The sequence below is a fragment of the Shewanella gelidimarina genome, from assembly GCF_023283945.1.
In the GTDB taxonomy this organism is placed as follows: Bacteria; Pseudomonadota; Gammaproteobacteria; order Enterobacterales; family Shewanellaceae; genus Shewanella; species Shewanella gelidimarina.
The window spans coordinates 37,486-54,210 of record NZ_JAKIKW010000027.1 but is presented as its reverse complement, the minus strand read 5'-3'; the positions used below and the strand labels follow the sequence as shown (position 1 = coordinate 54,210).

Genomic DNA, 16,725 nt, shown 5'->3' with positions numbered 1-16,725 from the left:
TTAACTGAAACAAACTGTTAAAATGTCCTTTATTGAGTTCAAAAAAGAGTGGCAGGCCTTAACTTATATAAGCTATGTCTGCACGCCTACAAAAGGACTCGTTATTTAGATTATGGTGCATTGACGCCACTTAGGTTCAAAACATTGAAAAATAATGAGCACGAGTTTAACCAACTATTGTCAGCGATAATTAAAACAACTCACTTCGTTAAAACGGAAGTGATTCAGACGCTCTGGTCTGGTTATGGTGAAATCGCACGTTTTGAAACAGTAGAACCAGATTTAGACAAGTTCAGCAATGGTCCCGATATGACTTTTGTCGTTAAACATATTAATCCCCCTGTTATTCAGCAGCACCCGAGAGGTTGGAGTGGCACCATATCACATCAACGAAAGCTGGCATCTTATGATGTTGAAGCAGAGTTTTATCAACATTGGGCCAATAAAACAAAACCCTTTTGTGCATTACCTCAGTTTATCGGCCAAGCAAGTTTAAGTCAGTCTTGTCTCTCTTCAAAAATGATCGTTATGTCCGATTTAGATCGCGAAGGGTTTCCGACTCGATTAACCACTGTCTCTGCGGAAAACTCAAAAATCTGCTTACGTTGGCTAGCACGTTTTCATGCACTCAATATGCAACATGATCCGCTAGACAATTGGCCCAACAAACTTTGGCCAATAGGGACGTATTGGCACCTAGCAACAAGAGCGAAAGAATTTGATGCTATGGAAAAAGGACCGTTAAAAGATGCTGCAGTTGAGCTTGATAAACGCCTTAATAATTGCAGATATAAAACGTTAGTCCATGGTGATGCAAAGATCGCTAACTTTTGTTTTTCCAATGACTTAGCCCATGTTGCAGCAGTCGATTTTCAATATATTGGTGGCGGTTGTGGTATTAAAGATGTGGTTTATTTTTTAGGTAGTTGCTTAGATGAAACGACTCTTGAACGTCAGTTTGAGCAACTTATCGACGACTACTTTACTGAACTTCACACGGCTCTGTGTTTATTCCAAAGTGCATTTAGTCGCCGAGAAATAGAAAAGGAGTGGCGCCCACTAGTGAATATAGCGTGGGCTGACTTCGAACGTTTTCTGGCAGGTTGGGCACCTTTACATGCAAAACGCACAACGTTTAGCCACCGCCTAACTGTTGCAGCTATTGCTACACTCAATAAATAATCATGAAAATAGTCTTTATCGGTCAACTAAGTGACCGTTTTCAACCCATCTCAATCAAGTCAATATCATGGTCTTGCTCTTCATTACTGAGTAAATGGTCCATTGCTTGATCAAAGCTATCTAATTGCTTCAACGTCATAAACGCTTTTAGCCGATGTATTAGATCGTTACTCAGTTCAATATGTGATTTCTTTTTCCGTTTTTTTATCTGCGACAATTCTTTTCTTACCATGCGCCAGCCATAATCACTAAAGTAATTGTTTAACGCTAGATTTACCGCATCTAAATCTAATGATAAACCACTGTCGTCTGTAGGAAGGCTTGTCGCGATTACTGTCAGCTGTGTTGATAATGGCATATGCTGGGCTTGTAACTCCATCTTACTTTCAAACGGTAGAAACCAATCTAACCTTTTCGCCGTTTCACGCATGGGTAACAATCTTATTATCAGCGGTAACGCGTACACCAGTTCATCTGGTTGCAGTAGTAATAACTTGCGGCCCTTTGTTGGCTTTTTATCATGATATTGCCATTCATGCTTAGTATGATTCATCATGTAGACCTTTTGCTATTAAAGTATGGTTAAACCATTCTGAGCGATAATACGGCATAATAGTCTGCATTAATAGGGGCTTATTCAATATTCTATTGTTGGCATTTACCGCATTAGAGACAAATCTTAATATTAGCGACAGACCATGTACTGATTGTCTTTGTTGCCGTTGTCATAACTTCCGGATTGATGCTTGCCCCTTATCATGATATTTCCATTGATGCTTAGTTATCACATCATATTGACCCCTTCGATTAAAAGTATGGTTAACTCTTTTTGAATGATAATGTGCCAAAATAATCTGCATTAATAGCGCTTTATTCAGCGTTCTATTGCTAACACTTATGACACTGGTGACCAATTTTATTATTAGCGAATGGGTTATCTTTGTTGTAGTAGCCATAACTTTCGGGAATTTTGTTAGCTTTTTATCAGGACATACCATTCACGATTAGTATCATTCATCATATAGTCCCTTTATATTTAATATATGGTTAAACCATTTTGAGCGGTAATGCAGCACAGTTATCCTTATTTGTAGCGGCTGACTCACCATTATATTGCTAATGCCTTTAGCGTAACTCACCGATTTTAACATTTGATATTTTTCACTGTTTAAAATGATGTTTTATCATCCAATCTAGAACACTAAAGGATTAGTCGTAGTTAATTATATCCCTTTAAAAAGTGTCTAACTTTACTCTATTATCGATAAGCCCAAACAAAACAGCTTACTTATCGAGCACACTGTTGGTCTATCACTCTCTACCAGTGATAATGACGATTATCACTGGTAGAGGTAGCGTTAAATCGTTAAAATAGTGGCCCTATAACGTCTTATAAAAACCCACAACCACAGTGCTAATCGAGGAAATATCATCTAATGAGTGGAAAGCGTATTAGCCCTATTTCTAATAAGGCGTTAAAGACTGTTGCAGACGACGGTTTTTACCAGGAGCAAGAGTTACCTCTTTCTATCCTCAATGATTTTGAAAGCGCAGCTAAAGAAACTCGTTATGAAATTTCTCATAATACCAGACGGGTATATCAGTCTAGTTTTGGGATTTTTGTTACCTATTGCGAATCACATGGTTTAAGTTCATTGCCCGCAGATCCAAGAAGTGTTATTTCGTTTATCGGTCATCAAAAAGATATTTATCAAGCTAACAGCGGCCCCCAGCTTTCAACACAAACCATTAATAGTCGATTAGCTGCTATACGATTTTTTCATATTCAATCTGGATCGCCATCGCCGACGGAACACCCTTTGGTCATTAGAGTAATGCGTGGACTTATGCGCAATCAAAATAGAACGGTTGCGGATTATGATCAACAGCCCATCATGTACGATGAGCTTGAATTACTGATACAAACAATTGATGAACGAAATCAAAATCTCACAAAAAAACGAGATAAGGCGATTCTTCAGTTAGGGTTTCAAGGAGGGTTTCGACGTTCTGAACTCGCGAATATTAAAGTGAACCACTTAAGCTTTTTACGCGATAAACTTAAAGTAAGACTACCCTACTCTAAAAGTAATCAGCAAGGACAAAGAGAATGGAAAGTACTACCGAAAGAAGAACCATTCTCTGCATTTGATGCCGTTAAAGAGTGGCTCTCTGCTGCAGAAATTAAAGAAGGTCACTTATTTAGATCGTTAACAAGAGATGGAAATCAAATTAGAGACTACCAGATTACCGATACTCATTTGGGAAAAGGATTTCTACGTGGTGATGATATTTATCAACTGATTAAACGATATTGTAATAAGGCTGGGTTAGATCCTCAGTACTATGGGGCGCACAGTTTACGTAGTGGATGTGTAACGCAACTACATGAAAATAAAAAAGATCACCTGTACATTATGGGTCGTACAGGACATACGGATCCGCGTTCATTGAATCATTATTTGAAGCCGAATGAATAACAGATCCCAATGACTTGTTAATTGAAATATTTTGTGATCTATAAAAATAGTAACTGAAGTAAACCTATAATAATAAAGGGCATCAATTTAGATGCCCTTCCTAATAAAAATATTTTGACGTTACTTACTATTTATAAATAACAGTCGTCGTTTCAAATGGAAGACTTTTTAATACTACTTTATCTTTGGCATAATCGATAAAAGATAATGCATCAGTATTACAAATATCAACACCACCATCATCACAACTAGGAACATCTCCGGTGTAAACGACACTATATGTATTCTTATCGGCATTGAAAGTTAAATGGTCTACTGGGTAAGCTTTATATCCAGTTGCCGTTTTAACCAGATCAACACGATCAGTTGTAGACAGCTGCGCATTCCCTAACGCATTCCAACCATCATTACCGCTAGCATTATAATTATTAACGATCACTACATATTCAGCATCACCGGTTACAGCAGCCCACTTAGGATCAGTTTCGGTGCCAGTATTAACTTCAATTGCAGTTATGCTACCGCTGACGTTCTTATTATCTTCGGTGAATGTATAACGCATTCCGCCAACATATGGAAACTTACCTGCATGACTGCCTTGTGGAAGCGTATCGATAATTGTCGTTGTTAGAAGATTTTTAAGCGTTGTGCCATTAATAGTCAAAACGGATAGATAGTTTGAGAAAGGCAATAACTCTAAGCTGCGTTTCCCTCTCTGAAATCACCAGATGTGATATCAGTTCTCACACCACCAGCACCCACAAGACCAATTTGAACTTTCTTTCCAATAACTGAATTTACACTTTCTTGATTTGCCCAAAACACCATGCCTTGAGCAATCAATGGTGCGACGTCAGATCCATGCTCGTCAGTACCAGCATCACCAGGTCGACGTTCATGATTAATATCTGTTGGAGAATTAGCAATCACATCGCCATAGGCTTTTTCTAAAGCTGGTTTATAAATAGCATCTATATGCACCCGCATGGCATCATTCTCATCGACGTCATCAATAAGATTATTATTATCAATAAAGGTTTCGACCTTTTCATGCTCAGCGCCAGTTAATAGGTCACTAGGTTCACGCTTGCCATCACGATAAAAGGTTTCATTAGTCAGCAGTGTGTTCTGCCCTACACATGACAAAAGATCACCTTCATTGTTAAATTTAATATCAACTTGACCTATTGCTTGCGCATATTGACCGGCTTGAACAATACAGGTTTTTCCAACTTCATCTTTTTGATTTACTAATTGAGCATAGATCCCATTATCGCCCTGACCTAGTTCTGTAAAGTCACCGAGTAACGTATGGGAATGTCCACCGACAATAACATCAATATCAGTTGTGCCTTCCGCTAGTACGATGTCTCGTGCATTACCAATATGAGATAGAACGACAATCTTATTAACCCCTTGGGCTTTAAGACTATTGACTGTTATTTGAGTTAATACTATCTCGCTTTCAAATTTAACATCGCCTGTACCTGTAGCGATAGTGGGCATATCTTCTAAGACCACGCCAATCACTGCTACGATTTGCTCATTTTCTTTAGCATCAGAAACTTCAGTTATTTTACGTTTCAACACTCCATCAAATGCAAACAGTTGATAAGGTTTTAGATTTGTAGAACCACTAAGGTTAGCGTCAAGACCCGTATCTATATTATTTGCCAGTAGAGGGAAGTTAACACTATCGATAAAACTAGCCAGTTTCGCCGTATCTAAATCGAATTCGTGGTTACCTAGTGCCATGGCATCTAGTCCCATTCGTGATAATAGATCTGCGTTTGCCGTACCTTCATTGAGTTTGAAGTAAGCTGTTCCCTGCCATGCATCACCGCCATGTAAAAAAAGCAGTGGTTGCTTTGCGTCAGTAGCATCTTCTTTAATTTCATTTGCAGCTTCAAGTATTCTTGGATAACCACCAAACTCATTGAATACAATTTCTCCGTCTTTACCCATGGTAAAACTAGACTTAACAGGATCGAAATTTGAATGGGTGTCATTAACATGAGCAATAGTTAAGTTAAAGCCATCGGTAGTTTGGTTATTGTCATCATCATTTGAACAGGCTGATAATGCAGCCAGTAGGGCTACAGCTAATACCGTCTTTTGTAGTTTCATTTTTATTTCTTCTTTGTAAAGGACCCGACGACAAAATAACAGAAGATAATAAAATAAACCACCAGCGTTAACAGCTTGTAAATTGAAAAAATACAACAAGATAGTTACAAAATGGAAGGTTGTTTCGATGCCAAAAATTGAGGGGGTAAATAAAAAAGGTATTGTTACACTGAAGATGATTGAACGGGTACTTGCTAAATACAAAATTCGATTAACATTTTGAATATTAATTTCCCACCCGACTAATGGTTACGTAAGCGTGTTACTTACGCTCCTTGGTGGTTGTAATTTTGTAGCGCTAATAAAAGTGAAAATAGTTTGTTTTGATTGATTTAATGATATTTGAAGTTAAAAAAAGCCAGTACGAAGACTGGCTTTATATTAAATCAACTTAGATTAGTAGCGACTTAAGTAGTCTTCTACACTGGCTTGTTCACGTTTTTTCAGACTAACACAGTTTCGTACACTCTCATCAAGCTTGGCTAACGTTCGAGCATACTCTGGAGTTTGTTCCATTTTAGGTGTGAAAAACTGCACCGTAGTGTCAAGTGCAGCAATATCACAACCGCTACCGGTATAATAAGGAATACTCGCCACCGCAAACGGAGGTAGCTTTTCCTTTATGGTCTCGTAATTGGCATAAACCCAATCTCTGAATCTTTGCTTACGCACGTTAGTATAAGTTTGACCTGATAAAATATATCTCAAGTCTGGCGCATTAATTTTATCTGTTAATGTATAAGCTAACACTTCTGTTTGCAGTTTATCAGTAGGTGCATAACCTAGTGCTGACATTAATCGAGTCCGCTTTTGAGGATCTTTGGTGGTCTCAAACTCACTCTTAACCAGTGACAATAATTTAGCGTCACCGTAATAAACTGCAATAGTGAGATAGTTACCAATCAAGTATGGATCAACGTCATTATTTCCAGCAATGTAAGATTTTGCTTCTTTTGTTGCTGTCGCAATAATCGCATTATCTTTTGCTTCAAATGCTAACAAGTTAATCAATGTTGGACGCAGTTTACTGATTGCTGGACTTTCACCGGATTTGGCTGCAACTCCATACTTTTCTATCGCACTATTAGCACGTTTTGCAATAAACTTGGCCCACTGCTGTTGATTACTCTCATCAATAAAAGTACGTTTCTGGGATTGCAAATAACCGAGGGCAGTCGATACTATTTCTGGATGTGGGTCAGCAATGAACTCGCCCAAAATATTAAGCAATTCACCACCTGAAATAAATCCACCGTCGAGTAAGGCATCAGCAGAAGATATAAGTGCTTTACGTTCACGTGCCGTTAAATGAGCTTGGGCATTCTGTAAAAGTGCTGCCATTTCTGTTTCATCTAACAACCAGCGGTAATAACCCATAGCGTCAGAATCTGGATAGATCCACTCTGGGGTATACGCGAGCTCAACCGTTTGTGTGTCACTGCTTAACAAAATGGTTTGTTGTGAAACCTCGGTACCTTTACCGTATTTAATCGATACCGGCACAGTCCAAGATTGCGGGTCAGCTTTAGTGCCTGCGGAAACAAAGCGACTTTGTTTTAGTGTTAACTTATTACCCACCAGCGACACTTTTACCAACGGGTAAGAAGATTGCTCGATGAAAGTACTGAGTACAGACCCAACATCTTTACCTGATGATTTTGACAGCGCGCTCCATAGATCATCCGCTTGAGTATTTTTAAAGGCATTATCTTTAATATATTGGCGGATCCCAGCCTTAAACTCATCTTCACCAATATAGTTTTCAACCATAGCAAGTACGGCTTCTCCTTTACTGTAGGCTAAGCCTAAACCATCCATGATATCGGCTTCGGTCTTGATCGGCTTTCGAATCGGTTTAGTTGAGACTCTTGCATCCATTGCCATCACATAGTTTTTTGAAAGTGACAGGTCAGATTCAAATTCAGGATGGAGCTGATGAGTGATTTTTGATGCCATCCAACTTGCAAATGCTTCATTTAACCAGAGGTCATTCCACCATTGCATCGTCACTAAGTTACCGTACCATTGGTGTGCTAACTCATGAGCAATGATAGATACGGCGCGCTCTTTACTGTTTTGGCTCGCTGTTTTTTCATCGACTAAAAGAATATCTTCTCTATACGTCACTAACCCAGCATTTTCCATCGCACCAAAAGGAAACTCCGGCACCGCAATGGTATCCAATTTTTCATAAGGATAGTCGACACCAAAATAGGTTTCTAACGCTGAAAGTACTTCAGGCATTTTCTTGGCTGCGTAGTGCGCTAGCTCAATTTTGCCTTTAGTGGTAATGACTCTACCGGGCACTTTCATACCTTTAACTGCTATCTCTTCAAATTGACCGACAGCAAAAGCCACTAAGTATGATGGCAATGGTTTAGTTTGTTTAAAGACATGAGTCGTTGCGCCATTTTTATCCGTCACTGACACTTCTGGAGTATTGCTATACACCTTCTCAGTGCTTGGAGCCGTAATCGTTACTTGAAAAGGGATCTTATATGCAGGTTCATCGAAGCTTGGAAATGCACGGCGAGCATCACTCATTTCAAACTGAGTAAATAGATAGGGTTGGCCAGCATCAATGGTCTTATAGAGGCCGACAGACTGCCTGTTATAAGGCGCAGTAAAGTCCATCGATAACGTATATTGGCCAGGCTCAATGATATGTGGGCAATCAAACAACACCACACCCGTCGATTGCATGGTGGCTTTCATTTCACAATCTTTGCTGCCATCTAATACGATATTGCTGGTACTGTATTCCAAGCCATTGAGTTGTAATTGCTTAGTGGCCTCCGTCACTTCAAGCTTTATTGAAGTACTGCCTGAAAAACTATCCTTTGCTGGATCTAAATTCAGCTTAACGCTTTGCGTTATAGGTTTGGCAACTTTGCTCAGTACATACTCATTGGCGAGTACATTAAAGCTAGTTGCACATGTCAGCGTGACTAAAGAAGCCGTAACTATTCGATACATATGATTCCCTGTTATCCAGTATTCCAATAGATCACCATTTAATGTAATGATCTATTGCTACAATTTAATCGATTAAGGACGGCTGTTTACCTAGCGTCCTTTGCCGCTATAAGATAACAAAACTTTAACGGTAACGGCAGTCGATTGAGAACAGAAAGGCCACCTTGTTGTAACAATTCATTGCCGTTCTAATGATGTTGGTGAGCCCTCTCCAAAATAGTAAAGGTCTCCGTCCGTATCAAACCGCTAATAAATTTAAAGCACAGCAATAAATCACCCTCATGTACCGATAGAAATCGCGGTATAAGTAACAATATAATTTGGCAAACGCGGCTTGAATTTGCGCACTAGAAAGGACAAGGGCTAAAGCCGAGTACGCGCAATCCTGTCACCGGGTGATCAAACTCTAAACGTGTGGCATGTAGCATTAATCTCGGCGCCATCTTATAAGAGTCACTTGTACCATATAGATCACAGCCAATAATAGGATGACCTATTTGCTGACTATGGATCCGCAATTGATGGGTGCGACCGGTCTCGGGTGTTAGTTCGACTCTGGTCACGACGGTTGCAGTGGCGGCCGTCTCAGGGGTGTTTTCTGTAGTGACAGCATTGCCTAAAGGACTCACAACCAAATGTTCTCGAGACAAGACTTTATATATTGAAAGGGCTGGTTTGCCCTCTTTCTCACAAATCTTCATTAATGGAAAGTTTGGCTTATCCTTCGCTATCGGCAGTGCTATCTCACCCTCGTCATTTGGCAAGTCACCCAACAATAATGCGGTGTACCGCTTAAGCACATTGCGCTCACTAAATTGCTTACATAAGGCGGCATTAATCGCTTTGTTTTTCGCGACCACCATAATCCCAGAGGTTCCCAAATCGAGTCGGTGCACTAGCGTACAATCTGGATAATCTTTAACTAGACGGTAATGTACAGAATCCCAGTTTGCGGGGTGTTTACCGGACAAGGATAAAAGGCCGGAGGGTTTATTGATCAATAATAAATTTTCATCCTGATAGATAATTGAAATATCTTCAAAACAAGGAGGTGCAATAAAATCATCAGCCGATGGCGGCATATAACATTCCTGGGGCGTTAAAACGGTTACTGATGCAGGAGTTTACCAGACTTAACTCTATTGGGGATTGAGAAGGTGCCGACCGATAAATAATCTTATTGTGGCGCAACTTACTCTGCTTAAGTAATCGCAATATTTATGGCATAGTGTAGCGCAGAGTCGCTATAGTCATATTATTGAATTTATATCCATTTATTAAAATAGAACCCCGAGGATTTTTTCATTTTGGTGAATAAAAAGTCACATTAACGCTTAACATTTCAGTGGTGATGTCTGTATAGTGCGGCGCTTATACTAAAAATAATAGCCACAATGGTAGAATTTTAGAAAGGAGAGTAGGAAAAGTGAGTAAGACAGTGGTGAAAATTGAGATAGAGAGCGCGCTGCTTTACACGCTCTCTGGGATTAGACATATAAATCGATGTTAGAAATCGATTCTAAAACCAACACTCATAATGGTGTCATCAAAATCAGAATATTGTTTCACATCAAACTGACCCAGCTCGGTATGCACTCGCGTCGACTTTGATAAACGGTACTCGGCACCAATGGCCCATTGTGACACTTCTGGTACGTCAGTGGCCGCGGCGCCGTATTGATCGTAAACTCGGCCGGCAATTTTACCGGTACCCGAGTCGTCCTGACCGTACTGCGCTTTTAACGTGAGTTTATCAATTTGATACTTAGCACTTATGATAAAACCATCGCCATCACGTTGCTGCCAATTATCTAAGTTAGGGTTAACGATTTTGGCACTCTGGTAGATAGAGCCGAGTTTTAAGTTACCATACTTATACTGGGCAACCGCGCGGAAACCTTTGATGTCTTCAACACCATCAGTGTAAGCAGCGGCGAGATAAAAATCACCGCTTTTAAACAGTTTGTCACCGTAAGTCACTGCGACTTGGTAGTTACCGTTATCACGATGAACATCGTCTTCTGCGTAATAGTTATCTTCTAGAATATAGCTGGCGCCAAATTGTAATTTGTTCCATTTAACGGTTTTATATTCTAGAGAATCACCCCAACGCTTATCACCGGCAAACAAACGGTCATGCTTTAGTGAATACATGTCCATTGCATCAGCGGTACCTTTAGCCATTTTAAATACTGGATCCATACGACCTGCAGCAAGTTGACCGACTGTAGAATGCTTTAACCCTAAGAATGTAGGACGCGCCGAAAATGGATTATTTTGCTTACCTTCGCTGGCACCATTTACGCCCACTTCGATTTGATAAAATACCGTAAAATCATCATTTAGCGCTGCATTACCCTTAATGCCTAATCGACTCCAGTTGTTTTCTAGAATGGTGCCACTTTTACCGCTATGAGTCGCACTACCACTGTCAGAGTTTGTAATCGAGTAATCGATACGGCCATAAAATTTGTAGGCGTCAGCCATAACAGTGGGTGAAGCTAGGATTGCCGCGGCAAGTAAAGTCAATTGAACTGTTTTCATCATCATATCTCTTAACATTATTATTGGTTTAAAACGAAGATGACTCCCCTGCTCTAAGGCGGTTAGGAGCCTTTTCAGCGCAAGTTTAGATTTTATTGTGTGCTACGATCACGCCGTCTTGACGCATCTGCCGATACAAAATGTCAGCTTGATGTAAATAGATATCCCAAGAATCTGAGCGCTTGGTAAAGCCCGTTGCGGCATAGCTGCCGGTATCACCGGTTGCTGGTAAATCATTGATTGAGAATAGAGAGCCGCCTTGCTGAAGGTGGACATTTAACGCATCGAACATGACGTTAAAGCCAATACGAGCGGGTTCTACATAGTTAATCGATTCATATTTTGACTGGCGGTAAAATTTCTTTAACGATGCATCTTTTATCTGAGTCTTTTCATCAGCGAAGATTTCGTCATAATGGGCTTTAGTAATTTGCTTGCTGTCGCGATTAACCACTAGGCGTAAAACGGCGGTCACACCGGTCCATTTGCCTTTTGCATCAAGTAACTTTTCTGCGTTCTGGTAAAACAGCTCATTTGTGCCCTCACCATTAATCTGCGCATGGATTTTAGCCGTAAGCGGCACCATAGACTGTTGAACGCTGTTAGAGGCACCCGCAACAATATCGATACCGGCATATTTTAATCGATTCGGCTCTTTTAACTTATTGCCTAAAGCAGGATCAAAATCGGGATTAAGCTCGAAGGTTAACTTGTCCTGCTCTACCATGAGCTTTTCCATGGTCAACGCAGACTGTACCCAAGCAGTCCCTTTCTTTTTACCCATAGAGAAGTTGTATTCAGACATGCGCTTAGGCACATTTTGGTAAAGACGAGTGTAGTAATTTGGGCGACCACTCTCATTAAATTCGGCAAAAATCACATTATCAGCATTATTGCTCTCAGTGACGATAGCAACACTGCCCATATGACCTTGACGAAAGCGGGCTTCTTGGAAGTAATAATCCCCTTTCAATAAACCCAATTGAGGCTGAATAGACCATTTAAGGTTAAAATTATCGTCTGCAGATTCTTCTTTAGAACCGACAGCAACATATTCAGGCTGACTACCGTCCGCTCTCGGAAGGCTGTTAATGGCTTTTAAGATCCCGTTAGAAGAGTAAGTCGCTCCGGAAACGGCATCAATGCCTTCATGGCCGTTATTCGCGACAACTTTCGCTAATAAACGCTCTGCATTGAGATAGAGAGATTCCGTTTCTTTTTGGGATTTTGTTTTAATATCAACAATATTACCGTTCTTAACCTCCACGGTTAAGGTAATAAGACTTTTCTTACCTTTAGCAGATACATCATGAACGCCATCGGCGTATTTGCCGTGATCCACGCTGCCAGCACAACCTGCAAGCGTCATAGTGGCGAGTAGTACAGCGCTGCTTACTAATGTTTTATTAAAGATGTTTAAGCTTTTCATTCTGTCAGCCTTTAGAAGTGTTATTTCATTGTGGCCAGAATATAAGTTTTAAAATTCTACACAATTGCGGAAAACCGCAATGTGATGAGTTGATGTTTATTTATTTGATCGGGTTAACATAAATAAAATAATTTTTTCATTTTTACTTACTTGTTATGATACTTATTAAAGCTAACCAACATGCCTAGGCCATTTTGTGAAAATATCACTTCCTATATTAACGCTATTATTTCTTTCTAGTTATAACTATGCGAATGTCATTACACAACCAGTAGCGCCAGACTTTAATATTATTAAAGTCGACACTAAGGGAGAACCTTATCGGTGTGAAGGGAATGCATTAATCACTAATAATGCTGTTAGCAGTAATCTCACCACCCTTAAATATTTTGGCACATCCATTAGTATTGATATATATGATAATAACGATAAAGATATAAACAGTGCATTCTGCAACGCACTACATGTTATTCAGGAATATCATTACCTAGCATCAAACTACAGTACTTACCCCCATGTCACCAATATTAAAAGCATCAATAATCAACCTGATAAAAAACATAAAATTGACCCAAAGTTGACGGAACTGATCCAGGCGAGTATTGATTGGCATGATAAAACCCATGGTTACTTTAACATCGCCCTATCGCCTGTCATCGATATCTGGCGCGGGTATCGGGCCAAATGTAAAGGTGAACGTAAGCTACAAGACCGTTGCAGCATTCCGACGGAGGCCGAGTTAGCGCAGGCTAAGCTATTGATTAATATTAAAGACATAGACTTAGATCTAACCAACAACACCATACAGATGAAAGCGGGCATGAGTATCGACCTTGGTGGGATCGCGAAAGGCTGGATGGCTGAAATGGTTTATAGGCAGTTAAAAGCAGATGGTGTTGAGAACTTCATGATAAATGCCGGAGGTAATATACGGCATTACGGCGTTCACCCCGAGGGCCGAAATTTTACCACTGCGGTCGAGAATCCCATTTGCAAAAAATACAATAATACACTCGAACAGTGCCAGAGCTTTGAAGGCCAATATCATGAAGTGGTGACAGGTAAAGATTTAGCCATCGTCTCAAGTGGAAATTATTTACGTTACTACCGAGTAAAAGGTAAAGAGTATCATCACATTATCAACCCAAAAACACTGTATCCAAAAAGTACTGGAATATCGACAACGATAGTGGTAAATAACAACCAACTTTTCGCGGATGTTATTTCTACTGCTCTATTCCTAATGCCTTTAAAAGAAGCACTTGCCTATGCTAATAAAAATAAAGATGTAGAAGCCGTTTGGTATTTGAATGTACAAGGAGATAAAGTGGAATCTGAGAAGTTTAATAGATACAAAAAATCATTTTAGACTAACGTTAACCAAATAATAATTTACTACCATCTAACTTTAGGCGGTGACGTTTATTAAAATAAAGGCACACCGCTCATTTATTATAAATGAGATTTTTTAGGAATGCTGTAGTGGTTTTCCGCAATATAGAGGAGACTGTGATTTATTTCTCTTCGTGTCGCTGTTTATAAGTACATTTTATGATAATGGCGTCATAATACTCAGGTGTCTCTTTGTTGAACTAAATAATGATAGCCAAGCTTCGCAAACTCATCATCTTAAGTACTATCGTGCTTTCATATTGTAGCTACGCCGATAATACCGAACCGGTTCGTGTCGGTGTATTGACCTTCACGCATCCTGATAAGGTCAAGCAACGTTGGCAGCCAACGATAGATAAGTTAGAACAAGACCTCAATAAGTCCTTTAAACTGATGGCCTTAACGCCCAGTCAACTTGATCGTAGCGTTGCCGAAGGCAAGTTAGATTTCTTAATCACCAATGCCTTAACAGGGGTGAGCTACAAGAAGGATTTTGGCAGTAGTAGCATACTGACACTCATTCCTTTAGGTAACAAAGATCCAAACTACTCCGTTGGCTCGGCATTAATTACTCGTTCGAACCTAGAGGTCACTAGCTTTAACGATTTAAAACAGCTGAATGCAGTCTCAAGTGATAAACAAGCGTTTGGTGGCTTTCAAATTTTTGCCGGAGAGATGGCCCATAACGGCCTCAACCCTTTCAGTGACTTTAAGCAACTTAAGTTTGTTGGGTTCCCACAGAAAAAATTACTTAAATTAGTTGTTAACGGCGAAGCCGATATCGCCATTTTACCGACCTGCGTCCTTGAGAACGCTATCAGTAACGGTGAGATAGATCCCGATAGCTTACATGTTGTTCTACCTAAGCAAACCTCTGGTTTTAACTGCCAACGCTCAAGCGAGCTGTATCCTTACTACTCTTTTTCAAAATTGGGTAAAACAGATCACCGCTTAGCAACCAATGTCATTCGCTCCTTACTATCGATCCATGCCGAAGACTCCGCGGCAATTCAAGGCCGTTATGATTCATGGTCAGCGACCGTCAATGATAGTGAGGTGTTTAAATTATTAAAACAGTTACAGCGATGGCCATTTGTCACCAACTGGACCTCGATATTTAAAAGCGCACTACCCTGGGCATGTTTTGCAGCCATTTTACTTTTGTTGGGTTATATCCACCATTTGCGGGTAAAACGTCTGGTGGTTTTACGCACCCAAGATCTACAAGCTGAAACTCAGCTGCATACTCAAACCCAAAAAGCGCTATTAGAACAGACAAAACAATTCTACAAGGCTCAGCGAGTACTGTTAACCGGAGAGATGGCATCAGGTATCGCCCATGAGTTAACCCAACCCTTAGCGGGGATCCGCTATTTAACACAGGGCTGTATTTATCGTTTATCCGATGAACAAGTCGATTTAAAAGAAGCGATGACAAAGGCGATACAGCAGGTCGATCGAGCGCAATCGACCATTAAACGATTTAGGCATTTCTGCCAACAGCCCAGTGTCATGAACCATTGCAGTCTCAATCAGATCTTGGATGAAACTTTAAGCTTAATGGCTGCAGAGTTTGGCAGGATGCAGATTGTTCCAGAGTTAAATGCAGAGCAAGTCTCTCTCAATGCCGATCCGAGTCTGCTACAGCAAGTTTTTGTTAATATTATCCGCAATGCATTGGACGCAATGGAAGGTGTCAGTTCACCCCAATTGGTTATTTCACTGACTAAAAACGAGCAGTATGCACAAATTGATTTCAAAGATAAGGGCAGCGGGCTCACAGAGAGCGCCTTAGAACGTTTGTTCTTCCCCTTTGAGACATCAAAAGAAAATGGCTTAGGCCTTGGCATGATAATCTGTAAGCGCATCATTGAAGAGCACCATGGCGAGATTAAAGCACACAATAATACTGATAAAGAGACAGATAATAGAGCGTCTGGTTTAACCATAACGATAATCTTACCCACGAAGGAGGCTTCTAGTGAATAACCTGTACCTTGTCGACGACGATCAGGCTGTATTGGATTCATTAACCTGGATGCTAACCGGGCTGGGTTATCAACCAAAAGGTTTTTTATCAGCAGATAGTTTTCTGCAAACAGTCGATCTGCAACAAAGCGCTATCGCGATTTTAGATGTACAAATGCCAGGAATGGATGGCAGCGCGTTATTGAATCATATGACAAAGGCCGGCAGTCCTATTACCGTTATTATGTTAAGCGGTCACGGCAATATTGCTATGGCAGTACAAGCCATTCAAAAAGGCGCGCTCGATTTTTTAGAAAAACCGGTTGACGGTGACAAGCTGGTGTTACTGCTCGAACAAGCGAGCGCACAGACGGAACAAAACATGCTCCGTAAAGCGACACGGCAAGCGTTAGCTAATAAGCTCGCAACACTAACTCCACGAGAACAAGAAGTGATGGAAAAGGTGTTGGAAGGAAAACTGAATAAAGTCATTGCTGCTGAACTTAACGTTGCCCAACGTACTCTAGAGTTACATCGCCAAAAAGTCATGCAAAAAATGCAGGTCAGCAATGTCGCGGAACTGGCATTTTTAATGGGGAAAAATATTGATTAGAGCCTCAAAAATCA

12 protein-coding genes are annotated in these 16,725 nt (G+C 40.3%); 5 read left to right on the top strand and 7 right to left on the bottom strand.

All coding sequences use genetic code 11. From position 1 onward, the window contains the following. Window positions 1-144 precede the first annotated feature (144 nt). Complete coding sequence (locus tag L2729_RS18750; protein ID WP_248989628.1) at window positions 145-1,182, top strand: ecdysteroid 22-kinase family protein; 1,038 nt, start codon at window positions 145-147, stop codon at window positions 1,180-1,182. Window positions 1,183-1,222: 40 nt separating this feature from the next. On the opposite strand, the gene L2729_RS18745 is transcribed toward L2729_RS18750, so the two are convergent. Beyond that, window positions 1,223-1,735, bottom strand: a complete 513-nt coding sequence (locus L2729_RS18745) for a hypothetical protein (RefSeq protein WP_248989627.1) — start codon at window positions 1,733-1,735, stop codon at window positions 1,223-1,225. 883 nt (window positions 1,736-2,618) lie between these two features. Here L2729_RS18745 and L2729_RS18740 point away from each other — a divergent pair. Next, a complete protein-coding gene (locus L2729_RS18740) occupies window positions 2,619-3,662 on the top strand; it encodes a site-specific integrase (protein WP_248989626.1) in 1,044 nt (347 codons plus the stop codon). A 127-nt stretch (window positions 3,663-3,789) separates the two neighbouring features. On the opposite strand, the gene L2729_RS18735 is transcribed toward L2729_RS18740, so the two are convergent. The 6 genes from L2729_RS18735 to L2729_RS18710 form a co-directional block, all read right to left on the bottom strand. After that, the gene (locus L2729_RS18735; RefSeq protein WP_248989625.1) at window positions 3,790-4,353 is read right to left on the bottom strand and encodes a 5'-nucleotidase C-terminal domain-containing protein; all 564 of its coding nucleotides are present in this window, start codon (window positions 4,351-4,353) and stop codon (window positions 3,790-3,792) included. A 5-nt stretch (window positions 4,354-4,358) separates the two neighbouring features. Beyond that, entirely contained in the window at window positions 4,359-5,993 is a 1,635-nt protein-coding gene (locus L2729_RS18730; RefSeq protein WP_248989624.1) for a bifunctional metallophosphatase/5'-nucleotidase, read from the bottom strand. Between the two features lie 192 nt (window positions 5,994-6,185). Beyond that, window positions 6,186-8,765, bottom strand: coding sequence for a M1 family metallopeptidase (locus L2729_RS18725; RefSeq protein WP_283104278.1), 2,580 nt, complete (start codon window positions 8,763-8,765; stop codon window positions 6,186-6,188). A 347-nt stretch (window positions 8,766-9,112) separates the two neighbouring features. Further along, a complete protein-coding gene (locus tag L2729_RS18720; protein WP_248989623.1) occupies window positions 9,113-9,847 on the bottom strand; it encodes an RluA family pseudouridine synthase in 735 nt (244 codons plus the stop codon). Window positions 9,848-10,271: 424 nt separating this feature from the next. Beyond that, entirely contained in the window at window positions 10,272-11,312 is a 1,041-nt protein-coding gene (locus L2729_RS18715) for a porin (protein ID WP_248989622.1), read from the bottom strand. Between the two features lie 82 nt (window positions 11,313-11,394). Beyond that, complete coding sequence (locus L2729_RS18710; protein ID WP_248989621.1) at window positions 11,395-12,738, bottom strand: FMN-binding protein; 1,344 nt, start codon at window positions 12,736-12,738, stop codon at window positions 11,395-11,397. Between the two features lie 196 nt (window positions 12,739-12,934). On the opposite strand from L2729_RS18710, the gene L2729_RS18705 reads away from it, so the two are divergent. The 3 genes from L2729_RS18705 (at window position 12,935) to L2729_RS18695 (ending at window position 16,711) form a co-directional block, all read left to right on the top strand. Beyond that, a complete protein-coding gene (locus tag L2729_RS18705) occupies window positions 12,935-14,107 on the top strand; it encodes an FAD:protein FMN transferase (RefSeq protein WP_248989620.1) in 1,173 nt (390 codons plus the stop codon). A gap of 230 nt (window positions 14,108-14,337) precedes the next feature. Further along, complete coding sequence (locus L2729_RS18700; protein ID WP_248989619.1) at window positions 14,338-16,119, top strand: sensor histidine kinase; 1,782 nt, start codon at window positions 14,338-14,340, stop codon at window positions 16,117-16,119. Then, window positions 16,112-16,711 (top strand): response regulator transcription factor, encoded by a 600-nt coding sequence (locus tag L2729_RS18695; protein WP_248989618.1) that lies wholly within the window; start codon window positions 16,112-16,114, stop codon window positions 16,709-16,711. Before L2729_RS18700 ends, L2729_RS18695 begins: the two co-directional genes overlap by 8 nt. The last annotated feature ends 14 nt before the right edge of the window (window positions 16,712-16,725 follow it).

Bases quoted from the DNA above. Each gene is read 5' to 3' on its own strand.
- L2729_RS18715 (WP_248989622.1), bottom strand. From the start codon at position 11,312: ATGATGAAAACAGTTCAATTGACTTTACTTGCCGCGGCAATCCTAGCT.
- L2729_RS18710 (WP_248989621.1), bottom strand. From the start codon at position 12,738: ATGAAAAGCTTAAACATCTTTAATAAAACATTAGTAAGCAGCGCTGTA.
- L2729_RS18740 (WP_248989626.1), top strand. From the start codon at position 2,619: ATGAGTGGAAAGCGTATTAGCCCTATTTCTAATAAGGCGTTAAAGACT.
- L2729_RS18700 (WP_248989619.1), top strand. From the start codon at position 14,338: ATGATAGCCAAGCTTCGCAAACTCATCATCTTAAGTACTATCGTGCTT.
- L2729_RS18725 (WP_283104278.1), bottom strand. From the start codon at position 8,765: ATGTATCGAATAGTTACGGCTTCTTTAGTCACGCTGACATGTGCAACT.
- L2729_RS18720 (WP_248989623.1), bottom strand. From the start codon at position 9,847: ATGCCGCCATCGGCTGATGATTTTATTGCACCTCCTTGTTTTGAAGAT.
- L2729_RS18745 (WP_248989627.1), bottom strand. From the start codon at position 1,735: ATGAATCATACTAAGCATGAATGGCAATATCATGATAAAAAGCCAACA.